Annotated in this window: 4 protein-coding genes; 1 reads left to right on the forward strand and 3 read right to left on the reverse strand. The window is 62.0% G+C overall.

Annotated elements, in window-relative coordinates:
* Positions 1 to 10: 10 nt before the first annotated feature.
* The 3 genes from E8M79_RS12885 to E8M79_RS12895 form a co-directional block, all read right to left on the reverse strand.
* A complete protein-coding gene (locus tag E8M79_RS12885; RefSeq protein WP_171015847.1) occupies positions 11 to 9,079 on the reverse strand; it encodes an FG-GAP repeat protein in 9,069 nt (3,022 codons plus the stop codon).
* Positions 9,080 to 9,717: 638 nt separating this feature from the next.
* Positions 9,718 to 11,088, reverse strand: a complete 1,371-nt coding sequence (locus tag E8M79_RS12890; protein ID WP_137152286.1) for an HlyD family type I secretion periplasmic adaptor subunit — start codon at positions 11,086 to 11,088, stop codon at positions 9,718 to 9,720.
* Positions 11,085 to 12,836 carry a type I secretion system permease/ATPase gene (locus E8M79_RS12895; protein ID WP_171015848.1) on the reverse strand — a complete coding sequence of 584 codons (1,752 nt, stop codon included), beginning with the start codon at positions 12,834 to 12,836 and terminating at the stop codon, positions 11,085 to 11,087. Before E8M79_RS12895 ends, E8M79_RS12890 begins: the two co-directional genes overlap by 4 nt.
* 306 nt (positions 12,837 to 13,142) lie before the next feature.
* Between E8M79_RS12895 and E8M79_RS12900 the strand changes: the two genes are divergently transcribed.
* Positions 13,143 to 13,787, forward strand: a complete 645-nt coding sequence (locus E8M79_RS12900) for a hypothetical protein (RefSeq protein WP_137152288.1) — start codon at positions 13,143 to 13,145, stop codon at positions 13,785 to 13,787.
* The last annotated feature ends 1 nt before the right edge of the window (position 13,788 follow it).

Raw genomic sequence — 13,788 nt, forward strand, 5'->3', positions numbered from 1 at the left:
AACAATATTTCTAGGCGAGCAGCATATCGTCGCTGATCCCAAGACCATTGTCCTTGAAGACAATATCCAGGCCTGTGATGTCCCCGACTACCACCGGCGCCGATGCACTACCATGTGAGAGGTAGCTTACGACATTGGTGGCACTATCCTTGAGCAGGATATCGTCGCGACCATCACCGTCATAGTCGCCGATGCCCACCACCTGCTGCCCGGTGAACAGACCGACGTTGACGTTGGTCTGGCCAGCCGAGAAGTAGTTCAGGAAGCCATTGCTGTTGCTCTGGAACAAAAGATCGTCCTTGCCGTCGCCATTGAAGTCACCCACGCCGACCAGAGCACGATTGGTCTGGTAACCAATGCTGCTGCCGTTGAGGTAGCTGACCCAGCCATTGGCATTTTGGAACACCAGCTCGTCGCTGCCATCGCCGTTGATGTCGGCCAGGCCGATCAGGGAGCGCCCGTTCTGAACACCGAGATCGGTGCTCGCCAGCCCGCTGTCGGTGACCGACAGATAGGACATGAAGGAGCTGGACGTGGACTTGAACAGGATGTCGTCACGGCCATCTCCGTTCAGGTCACCGATACCGACCACTTCCTTGCCCGCGATCGAGCCGATGTTGACATTGGCATGGGCGCCGTCGAGCATCGACAGATAGTCTGTCGGGGACTTGAGCAGCACGTCATCCTTGCCGTCGCCATTGAAGTCACCCACAGCCAAGACGCTGCGGTTGCCGACACTGCCGATGTTCACATTGGTCTCGCCACCGCTGCGGAACGAGTGCCAGCCGCTGGCTGTCTTCTGCAGGATGTCGGTCTTGCCGTCACCGTCGAAATCGCCCACGCCGAGCAGCGTATTGCCGAACACATGGCCCATATCAACCGAAGTCCCGGGTGCCCCGCCGTCGCGCAGCACGATGGGCGCCCCCTTGACCGGATCTACATGGGCACTGTCCACGAGCAGGATATCGGCCCGCAGATTGCCATTGTAGTCGCCCTTGGTGACAGCCGTGACCAGCATGTCATCGAACTGGAAGCGTTCGATCCCCGAGAAGCTGTCAGTACCATCCACACCGGTGATCGTACCGGCGGCATAGTTGATCAGGTATTGCGAGCGGTTGCCCTGGAAGACAGCCGTGTCGATACCGTCACCACCGGTCAGCGTATCATTGCCGGCGCCGCCGAACAGTTCGTCATTGCCATTGCCGCCATTGAGCACGTTGGCCAGGCTATTGCCGTAGATATAGTCATCCTGGGCCGTGCCGATGGCGTTTTCGATGCTGGTCAGCGACTGGCTGAACAGGATCGATGAGGCGATGCCGTTGAGGTCGATATTCATGCCCGCCGTGATGGCAGAGGCATCATAGGTATCCACCCCGGCGCCGCCATTGATCAGGTCATTGCCGAGCGTGGCAAAGAAGGTATTGGCCGAGCTGTTGCCATAGAGGGCATCAGCAAAGGCGGAACCACGGACATTCTCGAAGCCTGTCATGGTCTGAGAGAAGCCGACGCCGGTCAGCGAACCCGAACCCAGGTTCAGCGTCACGCCGCTCGACATGGTGCTGAGATCGATCAGATCCTTGCTCCCTGCCCCGGCATTGACGACATGGCCGGTGCCATTGGCAGCCCGGTAGCTGTCGTCACCACCGCCCAGGGTCAGGTCCAGTGTGCCAGCGGTGAAGCCGGAGGCGTCGACCACATCGGCAAAGGCGCCCGAGCCCAGGGTCAGCTTGACATTCTCGATGCCGCTCATGGTCAAGGTGGCCATGTTGATGGCAACTGAGCCATTGCTGATCGTCGCAGTGGTCGGCCCGGTCGCTCCGCTCGCCCGGATGTCGAGCAGGTCGGTATCCGCCCCGCCGTCAATCGTGTCATTGCCGTCGCCCAGATTGTAGATGACGGTATCAGTGCCAGACCCCAGCGTGATGTTGTCATCACCCAGGCCGGCCGTGACGGTCTGTGCGAAGGCATTGGCGCCGCCATCGACCAGGTCGGCGTTGGCCGTGCCAATGATGGCCTGAGCCCCGCCACCCAGGGCATAGATGCCCACTGCCGTGGCGGTGCCGCCGAAGGTGTTCACCCCAACCAGCGTGGTTGCATCGAAGCTGGCGGCCGAAGCGCCAATGCCGATGTTCTCAACCGCGTTGTCGAAGCTGTTGCCTGAAACGGTCGCCGATACCAGCGAGGCATAGGTGTCGAGCGAAACGCCGACATTGTTGCCCACAAAGCTGTTGCCGGTGAAGGTAACCCCGTTGGAGCCATTGACATAGACGCCGGTCGACCAGCCGGTGAAGGCACTGTTGGTCACCGAAAGCCCGGTGCCCGTGCCAATGTCGGTGACGATGGCACGGTAGCCATCGGTCAGCCCGCCACTGCGGTAGAACACGCTGTTGGAAATGCTGACATTGCTGCCCGAGACCACAATGCCTGCCGCGTCATGGGGGCCACCATTGCCGCCCTGCGCAATGCGCAGGCCGTCGATGACCACATTGTCCGCCTGCACAATGATGCGCCCGGTGTAGGTGCTGCCAGCTACTGTCGCCGGATCAAGGCCGCTGGCATCCACGCCATGGCCCGCGCCGATGATCTTGAGGCCAGCCAGGCTTGCACCGATGATGACGTCACCGCTGCCGATGGCGCCATCGCCCAGTACGATGGTGTCCCCGGCATGGGCATAGGCCACCGCGGCCGCCAGCGAGGCGAAGCCGCCATTGCCGACCAGCAGGATGCTGCCCGCAGTGCCCTGGATGATTTCGACACCTGCGAGCATGTCGGTGCCGTCTGCGCCGCCATCGACCGTGAAGCTGCCGGCGCCGCTGGTGATGTCAGCCGTGGTGATGGCAGTGTTGTAGATCGCCGTATCCACGCCCGCGCCACCAAGTATGATATCGTCGCCTGCCCCGCCGGTGATGAGGTCGTCACCACCATTGGTCGAGATATAGTCCTTGCCCGAGGTGCCGGTGATGGTGTCGGCGGCCGTGATGCTGCCGTCGACGAGCAAGTACTCATCGGTGGGCGTGTTGGTGACCACATCGTCCGAGACGTCCAGCGTCACCGGAGCCGTCAAGTTGCGGGTATTGAACTCGGTGGCCACGCCCTCAAAGGTGTTCGGGCCGACGCTGTCGATCGCCGTTGCCGCCAGGCCAAAGGCAAAGCCGGTGCCAGAATTGACGATGGTATTGCCCGAGACGTCGCTGTCGGTGTTGGTGAACGAGTCGAGGTTGGCCGCCGTACGGGTATTCTCGAAGGTATTGCCGGTGATGATGGTTTCAACCCCACCGCCGTCCGACCAGATGCCCGAACGCCATGCCGCAGTGCTATAAAGACCATAGGGCTGGTTATCACCGGCAGTGATCAGATTGTCGGTGATCGTGATCGTGCCGCTGGCCATCGGACCAACGAAGATTGCGCGGTCCACGTTGGTGGCACCACCGTAAACCGTGCTCTCGAACACCGAGTTGGTCACGGTGTGGCCCGAGGTGGTCATGCCCAGGGAATAGCTCCCCGTCTGGTCGTGCAGGAGCTTGACGCCATCCACAACCACCGCACCGGCCGCCGAGATGGTGACCTTGCCGTCGATGACCGATTCCGCTCCGCGGCTGCCGGCACCACCGACACCGGCATTGGCGCCGATAATGGTGACCGACTTGCTGATGGTGGCATCACCCACATGAGTGCCCACCGAGAGCATGATGGTATCGCCATCAACCGCAGCCGCCAGGGCATCGGCCAGGGTGGCGAAGCCGCCACCACCGACCAGCAGCGTACGCGTGCCGCTGGCCAGATCCTGGATGATCTCGACGCCCGAAACGGTATCGGTGCCTTCAGAGGCCGACGAAACCGTCCAGCCTCCCGCAGGCGTGGCGACAATGGTCACCGTGTCGGCATAGATCGCTGTATCAACACCCGCGCCGCCGGTGATGTCATCAACGCCACCGCCGCCGGTAAAGCTGTCGCGGCCGCTGCCGCCGACAAAGATATTGGCGTCGGCGTCGCCGATAAAGGTAATGCTGCCCGTGGTGGTCGGTGCGGCGACGAAGTCGTTCTCGGCGCCGGCGGTGACCGTCATGGTGGACTGCGTCACATTGTCGATGTCGGCAACAGTTGCACCCGTGATGGTGACGCCGCTGACCTCGACGACCGGGCCTGCGATGGCCTTGCCGGGTTCGCCAGCGCGGATACCGGTCGAGGTATCATCGATCGTGCCGTCCCGCACAATCACCGAGCCGGTGTAGCTCGCAGCGTTGACGCCACCATAGCTCCCATCATCGCGCACCTTGATGCCGATGGCTGCGCCGAAATCGGCGGGAACCGTGTCGGGACCATTGCTGGCGCCGACATTGGTCATCGTGAAGCCCTCGATCACGATGCCCGAATAGGCGCCGTACTTGAGGTTGATGTCGATGCCATTGCCGAACTCGCCGGTCTGGTCGTAGGGCGTCTTGGCCGCGAAGGCGTAACCGCGGCCGAAGGTGCCGACGTCGTCCATGACCACGTTCTTGATCGTGCTCTGGTCGAAGGTTTCGACGTAGATGCCCTTTTCGGTGAGATGCTCGAAATGGGTCCCGTCGATGACGACATCGGTCGCCATGCCGCCCGACCCGGTGGCCTTGGCAAAGTTGATACCCATGTAGCTGTCGGTGATGCTGCCGCCGGTGATATCCAGCCCAGTCACGACAGCCGCCGTGCCCTTGTTGATGCCCACCACCGAGTCGCTGATGGCGACATCCTTGATGCTCACATCGTCAATGCCATTGCCCAGGTTGATGGCATAGTTGAAGCCAGCGATGGCCATGTTGGAGATGCTGACATTGTCAGCACTCAGCACCAAGCCGGTCCCGGCGGCCGTGCTGTAGCCCGTGGCGGCCTGGAAGAAGTCTGCGGTGGAGCCGGTGATCCCGTTGTCCGTATTGAACGAACCCTGGATGACCGCATTGCCCACGCCGACGATAGAAATGCCGGCCACATTGACGTTGACGTTGCCGCTGTGGGTGCCGGTGACCAGGATCACATCGCCAGACTGCGACGCATTGATCGCGGTCTGCAGATCGGCATAGCCACCTGCCCCGCCCACCAGCAGATAGCGGCCGCCGGCATGCTCGACAATTTCGAGCTGCAGGCTGTCAGCGCCCGAGCCGGACGCCGTCAGCACCCAATTGCCGCTGCCATCCACCGAGAAGTCGCCGACACTGAGCGTGTCGGCATAGACAGCGGTATCGAGGCCGGTGCCACCGATCATGGTGTCGTTGCCTTCGCCGATCGAGGCGGCGCCGGCATTGCTACCCCAGAAGGTGTCATTGCCGCCATTGCCTTCCATCACGTCATTGCCGCCATGGCCGATGAGCAGATCATCGCCGGCGGTGCCCGAAATGGTGTTCTCGTGGGTCGGCTGGCCCGCCTTGTCGCCCTGCAGGGCAATCACCTGCATGGGGCTGGACACGATGGTAAAGCCGGAGGCATCCAGATTGCCGGCAATGCCGTCGATATTGACGGTGGGCCAGCCAGCCCCGGCGGTCGCGCCGGAGACATCAAGATCATTCACGCTCAGGCCATCGGCATCGGTGAAGTTGTAGATTGCCACCGGTGCCTTGGTGAACGTGCCGTCCACCGTGACATTGTCAAAGCTGACCGTGCCGATCGGGGCGCTGCTGCCCAGATCATTGTTGGGCGTGCCGATCAGCTCGAACGCGCCTGCGGCACCCGTGCCGGTTGCCGACACGTCGGTGAAGCTGGCGTCGCCGGTGTAGTCGTAGAGCTTGACCAGATAACCAGCGCCGGACAGCTCCGTGCCCGACATGGCAATCGCGCCGACATTGTCGCCGAACACGGCCAGACCAAACTGGGAGAAGCCCGTGATCGAGCCGCGCGTGATGGTCAGGGTGCCAATGCTATCGCCATCGTCGACCAGGATCGCGGTATCACCGCTGCCCGAGATATCGATGTTGGAGATGGTGACATCGCCACCCACGCCGTCAAAGCTGATCGCGGCACCCGACGCCGCAGACAGGTGGACATCACCGGAGCCCAGCAGGGTAATGGCCTTGTCGATCACCAGGTTCTCGGCATAGGTGCCTTCGCCGATGATCACCACGTCACCTGCGTCGGCCGCATCAATCGCCGCCTGGATGCTGGCGTAGCCGTTGTGGCCGACGATGCGATAGACCGTCGCACCGTCGTCGACAATTTCAACACCCGTCAGCAGATCGGTGCCATTGCTCCAGCCCGAAGCCGTCCAGACCAGGTTGGCCGCGGTCGAATAGAACACGCTGTCGACGCCCATTCCGCCATCGACGCTGTTGCTGCCGCTACCGGTGACAAAGTCGTCGTCGCCGTCGCCGCCGATCAGCGTATCATCGCCCCCGACGCCGAAAATGGAGTCATTGAAGGCAGTGCCGGTGATGGTGTTGTCAGTGTTGTCGCCAGTGATCGAAAGACCATTGGTCAGGGCAGATGCACCGCTGGCATCGACATTGCCGCCGGCATTGCCGGCAATGAACACCGCTTCGACATTCTGGACACCACTGCCGATGGTCAGAGTGTCGTCTGCGGCAGTGGAGCTGAAGATGATCTGGTCAGCACCATCCCCGCCGTCGATGACGTCGCCGGTCATTTCCGACCCGGCAGCATAGTAGAACGTGTCGGCGTCAGCGCCGCCCGTCATGGTATCGGCGCCAGCACCACCAACGAAATGGTCGGTGCCACCATTGCCGATCAGCGTATCATTCCCGCCGCGACCGGAGAAGACATCCACGCCGGACGTACCGGTGAAAACATCGTCGCTGGCCAGACCCTGCGGCGTGACGATCGGACCGGCTGCATTCTCGCCCGTGATGGTGGAGAAGTCGACCGTGCCACCGGTGCCATCAAAGTTCACCAGGCCCCACGGCGCGCTGGCGTCAACGAAGTCAATGTCGAGCACAGGGTCGGTGGCAAAGCTCTCCATGTCATAGACCGACACGGCATCCGAACCATAGGTGCCCGACACGGTCACATTGGTGAAGGTGAAGCTGCCAGAGTCCTGGTAGCCGTCAACGCCGGGGGTGCCGGTGCGAACGCCGCTGACCGAAATGGCCTTGTGCGGATACACTTCAGTGCCAGACGCTGTGCCGCCACTGCCAAATACCGGCATCATCAACCCATCGGTCGGGCTGCTGAAGCTGGAATCGGTGATCGTCAGATCGCCGTTGAAGCCGAAAAGGTTGATGTGGCCCTTGCCACGGGCACCGCTATGGAGCTGGCCATTGTCGGTGAAGCTGGAGTCTTCGATGACGAAGGCGCCGATGGTATTGGTGTTGACCGGCGTCGAGCCATTGGACGGATGGGCATAGAACAGGCCCTGGCTGTTCGCATTGGCAATGTCCACGCCATCGAGCACCACAGTACCGGCATTGACGCCGGAAACATCGGTCGCGCTCGACCGCACGGTGATGCCGTAGGAGTTGCCGGTGGCATCGATATTGAGATTGACGAACTTGAGCACGTCACCATCGTTCATGACGTCGCTGACCGAGAACTGGCCATGGACGTCGACCACGCCCTGCCCTTCGATCGTGATCGCGCGGTCGGTAACCGTCACCGATTCCGTGTAGAGGCCGCTCGCCACCAGGACGATATCGCCATTGGCAGCTGCATTGACGCCGGACTGGATCGTCGCGAATTCGCCATGCTCACCAACCAGCAGCACCTTCTGGCCGCCGGCAAAGGTCAGCGTGCCAGCATTGGTAATGGTCGTCACATTGGACGGATTGGCCTTGTCGGTCACGATGGCCGTCGCACCATCCCAGGTGATGGTGTAGTCGGACGAACCGCCCGTGAACACCACAGTGTCGGCGTCGGCACCGCCATCGATGCGGTCACTGCCGGCGGTGGCCATGAAGGTATCCGCACCGGCATTGCCGACCAGCATATTGTTGGCCGATGAGCCCGTGATGGTGTCGTTGCCCGAACCGCCGACGGCGTTCTCGATGTTCTTGATTGTGCTGGTGCCGCCAAAGCCGGTTGCCGTCTGGCCGGCCAGATTGATGGTCACGTTGGTGGTGGCCGCACTGGCATCAAAAGTGTCGCCACGCGGGCCATTGCCCGGCGCGTTGCCGTCGCCATTGATGATGTCAGTGCCGCCCGAGGCATAGAACACATTGTCGCCGGCGCTGCCGTTGATCACGTCGTTAAAGCTCGAGCCGCGCACGTTCTCGATGCTGGTCAGGCCATCAAGGCCCACGCTGGCACCGCCAATCGCCACGCCGTCACCGGCAACAACAGCGTCGAACGGGTTGCTGTCCAGATCGACCGTCACGCCTTCGCCGGCGCCGGAGGCATCATAGGTATCGCGGCCACCCTGGCCGTCGATCACATCATTGCCGGCCGAGGTGTAGAAGGTTTCATCGGCAGCCGAGCCGACGATCGTATCATTGGCGGGCGTGCCATAGCCTTCGGCTTCGAACAGGCTCACGCTGTCGATCTTGAGCCCGCCATCGACAGTATTATTGACGAACCAACCATAACGATTGCCACCGACAACAGTATCCAGAATATCACTGGACTCGTTCAGCGTCTTTTCAAAGACCGGTGCGGGATCGCTGCCGATGACTTTGAAGTCTACTGCCAGAGTGCCGTCACCATTGTCACGGAACGTCTGCTCGAAGGTGTACCAGCCACTTACGGTGATGATGCCCGTTCCGGCCAGCCCGCCCAAGTCGGCGCGCGGCGCGGGACCGGCATTGTTGGAGGCATTCACATAGACGACGCCCGATGCGTCCTTGGTGACATGGAAGATGAAATCGCGGCGGTGGCCGCCTGCGGCAGACGGCAGCTCGGCGTTCTGCGTGCTGGACGCCACCGAATAGTCAAAACCTTCACCAGCCATCCAGTTCACGTCGATATAGACAGCGATGCGGGTGGTGTAGCCGCCGGCGAACTCGCTCGAATAGCTGCCGAAGCGGGTGAAGGCACCCTGCTCGACGGTCGCATAATTACTACCCGATGCGCCACCCAAAGGATCGCTGCTGATCAGGGTAACCGGGCCCGACCAGCCGCTGGCATCAACCTCAAAATCCTGCTCGAAACGACTGATTTCGTTACTCATCGCGATAAACACCCCAGCTGAAATGGTCAGTCGCGGGGGGTACGCGCAGGTTCCGATACCGTTCGTCTCCCCCTGACTACGGATTTGTACCGCCATGAGGTATATGGCCCAAAATGGAACAGCGCAAGAAGAGTTGTTTACGGATCGTTAATTTATGAGTTAACGCGACTTTCTTTTAAAGACTTGGACCAGATGCATTATTTCACTTTAGTGACGAATACCAAATATGTTCCGTCACGAGATTTATGTGAGCAGTCATACCAATCCGACGCCATCCCCACGGAGTCCGCTAGACTCTGCTGCAAAATCAGGCGCGACGAATCTCAATTAAATCATCACATTGGTTATATGTGCTACTGTTATCTGCCCAAGTATTAGGCATTTCTACAGGCGATTTTTTCGCCGTCATTTGGCCATTTGGCGGGACTGTGTCGGATCATACTGCCTCCGCGACATCCCTGACACCGAGCCATTGCCTCGGCCGGCTCGCGCTACCGCTTGGCAAGACGTGAGCCCACGCCTTCCTTGGGGTGCGTCCTCGCGCCGCAGGACACCGGTGCCTGGCCGGGCCCGCAAAGCAGAAGGGCGGCGCACATCAGCCGTGCACCGCCCATCGCGCTGGCTTGCTCGCCGGCTCGTCAGTCGTAGACGAAGGCCGATTGGAGCGACTGCAGGAATGGCTCAAACAGATAGTCAAGCATGGTCCGTTCGCCGGCCACCACGGTCACATCGGCCGGCATGCCGGGCGACAGGTAGACGCCCTGGTGGCGCGCCAGTTCCTCGGGCGGAATGCGCACGCGGATCTCGTAATAGCTCTGCTTGCTGGCTTCGTCGGTCTTGAGATCGGCGGCCACGGCCACGACCTTGCCATTGAGCGGCAGGCTGTTGCGTCCGGCAAAGGGGATGATCGTGACATGTGCCGCCTGGTCGACAACGACCAGGTCGATATATTTCGGCGCCAGCTTGGCAACGACGATGAGATCATCATTGCGGGGCACAACCTCCATGATGGTCTCCCCCGGCCGGACGACCTCCCCCTCCGTCTGCGTGCGCAGATTGATCACCGTGCCGTCGACTGGGCTGTGGATTTCGGTGCGTTGCAGCGCATCCCCGCTCGAGGCCATGCTTTCACCCAATTGGGCGATGGAGTCATTGACCTTGGAGGCCTGCTGCGCCACCTCCTCGAAATAGCTCTCGCGACTCTGCAGCATTTGCAGCCGCGTTTCCTCAATGCTCTGCCCGGCCTTGGCAATGCGCGCCCCATTGGCCGCAATGGCGCTCTGCAGCCGAGCCAGCTCCCGCCGCAGCGCATTGACCTCCGAGCGCGACACCAGCTGCTGGTCGAGCAGGTTCTGCTTGTCACCCAACTCATCCTCGATCAGGGCCTGCTGGGTGGACAAGCCGACATTTTCGGCCTCCACCGAGGAGATCTCGCTCTGCAACTGCTCCACGCGGCGGCCCAGGATCTGCTGCTGTTGATCGCGCGAGGCCTGCCGCGTCTCAAAGCTCCGCCGCTCCGAGGCGATGAAGCCCTGCATGCCGGCATCTTGCACATTGACCACTTCGGTCGGAACCACCCAGTCACCCGCTTCAGCGGCCTCCGCCTCCAAACGCGCCCGCGTGACAAGCAGGCGCAACCACTGCACCTGCTGCCCGGAGAAACTGGCCTCGGCCCGCACCGGATTGAGCGTGAGCAACAACTGCCCGGCTTTGACCACCTGGTTCTCCTTGACGAAGATCTCCTGGGTGATGCCGCCTTCCAGATGCTGGATGGCCTTGCGATTGGAATCCGGGCTCACCGCACCTGAGGCAATGGCGCCACTGACCAGCGGCGCCGTGGCCGCCCAGAAGCCGAACACGCCAAAGAACAGGCCGATCACCACAACGCCCAGCAGGATTGGCCCGCGCATCAGCGCGAACAGCCGCACCTTGGGCACGTCCTCGGCCGGGCGCTGCGGCAGCGTGGGACGGCCCGGCATGCCGGGCTTCTGCAGGGTCACGTCGGTCATGATGCACCGCCGGTCGTGCCCGCGGCCTGCGCCTCGCCCACCGGGACCAGCGTGGGCTTGCGCGGCGGCGCATTGGCCGCCATTTCGCGCAGCACCTCGTCGCGGTCGCCAAAGCGCTCCAGCACGCCGTCGCGCATGATGCCCAGCTTGTCGATGGGCTGCAGCAGCGTTGAGCGATGGCTGACCACCACAACCGTGGTCCCAGCCTGCTTGGCCCGGGCAATGGCTTCGACCAATGCTGTTTCCCCGTCCTGATCGAGATTGGAATTGGGCTCGTCCAGCACCACCAGCCGGGGCGAGCCATAGAGCGCTCGCGCCAGACCGATGCGCTGTCGCTGGCCGCCACTGAGAAAGGCCCCGCGCGGCCCCAGTTCGGTGTCATAGCCACTGGGCAGACGCAGGATCATCTCATGGCAACCGGCCGCCTTGGCGGCGGCAACAGTGGCCTCGTCGTTGCCCTGACCCAGCCGGGCGATATTGTCGCGCACCGTACCGGAGAACAGCTCGACATTTTGCGGCATGTAGCCGATCACGCGCGAGACGTCGTCAGGGTTGAGCGTCACCACATCGGCGCCATCGAGCCGGACATTGCCGCGCGACGGCGCAATAGCCCCCACCAGCATGCGGCAGAGCGTCGTCTTGCCCGACGCCGACGGCCCCACCAGTGCCAGCGCCGTACCTGGCTCCATGGTGAAGGCGGCGCGACGCACGGCCGGCGTCGGCGCATCGGGCAGCTGATAAGCCACATCCTCAACGCTCAGCCGTCCAACCAGACCTGGCAGAGCAATGGTATCGGTCTGCGCCGGCAGGGCCTTGAAGAAGCGCTGCAGATTGCCGTACGCCTCCCGGGCCGCCGCAAACTGCTTCCAGGATCCGATGACCTGCTCGATCGGCGCCAGTGCCCGACCCAGCACGATGGACGAGGCGATCATGCCGCCCGAGGTCAATTCGCCGCGAATGACCAGCAGTGCTCCCAGGCCCAGGGCGGCGCTCTGCACCGCAATGCGGATGGCCTTGGACATCGAGCTGATCACCGCGCCGATGTCGGCAGCGTTCTGCGACAGCACGCCAGATTGTTCGACATGGTGCCTGTAGCGGCGCGACACCGCCTTCTGCATGCCCATGGCATTGACCACCTCGGCATTCAGGATCGCTGCCTGGGCAAAATCATTGGCCTGCTGCGCCTTGGCGCCCGACTGCTGGATCGCCTGCCGCGTCGCGTAGTCATTGGCCAGTGCCAACCCGAACAGCACGATCGCCGACACCAGCGCCAGAACGCCCAGCCAGGGATGGATGGTGGCAATGATGAGCACGAAGAAGGGCACCCAAGGCGCATCGATGAAGGGCAGCACGGCCGGGCTGCCCAGGTAGTTGCGCGCCGTGCCGAAATCCTCCACCAGCCGGCGGCGCTCGAAACGCGGCGTGCGCGACTGCACGATCGATTGCGTCAACACCGGATCGCGCAGCAGCAGGTCCAGCATATGGCCCAGCCGGGTGAGCAGGAAGGATCGCACACCCTCCAGCAGCCCCAGCGACGCCAGCGCCAACCCCGCGATGATGCTGAGATAGATCAGCGTCTCGATCTGCCCGGTGCCCAGAACCCGGTCATACACCTGCATCATATAAATGGGTGATGTCAGGATCAGCAGATTGACGAAGATGCTGAACACCAGCACCAGGCCGATCGACATCTTCAGATTGTACGAGACTGCTAGATCATCCCACACAGAACGCAAGGGTCTGGCCATGAAAGACATACTCTAAGGTTTTACAGGCACTTACCGCAAATCCTGCGAGGTAAATACTTGTCTCATACCTTTGTTGCAATTGCCGCATGATTTGCGCGTCGCCCGTAACAATTCAAGTCAATTCGACAGCAGAGTAAATTCGGCATCGCGCGCGAATTGACTGGGCCGGGCCCCGTCGATGGCACCGTAAACCAATGATGCACAGTCCTTGTTGCATTCGCTCAGGCCGAACTCTACAACTTGTGACAGTGAACAGCACAGTAGGGCCAGGTGCAGGATCAACGCCTGATATTGGGAGGGTGGGCGATGGCAGTGGTGGCGGTTTTCGCCATTGCTCTTGGCGCCCGCACTGTGATCGGCGAATCCCGCTTCTATCTGGCCACGGCCAATACCGCCCCCGGTCGCATCATCGACGTCGCCGAAGGGCGCGCCGATATCGGCCTGGCCACGCAGTCACAGAAGTCCTTTCTGCTCGACTGCGCACAGACCATGACCACCCTGCTGTCGGCCGACGTGCTGGCGTTGACACCTGAACACCGCAGCCAGTTGGCCCCAAGTTGCCGCACCATCGCCCAGCGCGCCGTGGCTGCCAGCCCCACCAATTCGTTCGCCTATTTCGTGCAGGCTGCCGCTGCGGCCGCACTGGACGACAAAGTGGCGTACAACCAGAGCCTGCAGCTGTCCTATCTCACCGGGCGCAATGAGGAATGGATTGCCGAATGGCGGCTGCTGCTGGTGGAGCGCCAGGGTGACCGCACGAATGCCGACCTGGCTACCTACCACGACGATGACATCCGCCTGATGATCAGGAGCTTCCGCGGCATCAGCACTATCGCCGCCTATTTTGTCAGCCGCGAGGACTTTCGGGATCGGGTGACCACCCTGCTCGACAGCCTTCCTCCGGCCGATCAGTCCCGCTTCCTGTCCTATGTGCGGCGGCAGATCGGATAGG

Origin of the sequence: Devosia sp. FKR38 (genome assembly GCF_005222805.1) — a bacterium.
Taxonomy (GTDB): Bacteria; Pseudomonadota; Alphaproteobacteria; order Rhizobiales; family Devosiaceae; genus Devosia.

Excerpts from the sequence above, each read along its gene's own strand:
- E8M79_RS12885 (WP_171015847.1), bottom strand. The coding sequence starts at position 9,079 with ATGAGTAACGAAATCAGTCGTTTCGAGCAGGATTTTGAGGTTGATGCC.
- E8M79_RS12890 (WP_137152286.1), bottom strand. The coding sequence starts at position 11,088 with ATGACCGACGTGACCCTGCAGAAGCCCGGCATGCCGGGCCGTCCCACG.
- E8M79_RS12895 (WP_171015848.1), bottom strand. The coding sequence starts at position 12,836 with ATGGCCAGACCCTTGCGTTCTGTGTGGGATGATCTAGCAGTCTCGTAC.
- E8M79_RS12900 (WP_137152288.1), top strand. The coding sequence starts at position 13,143 with ATGGCAGTGGTGGCGGTTTTCGCCATTGCTCTTGGCGCCCGCACTGTG.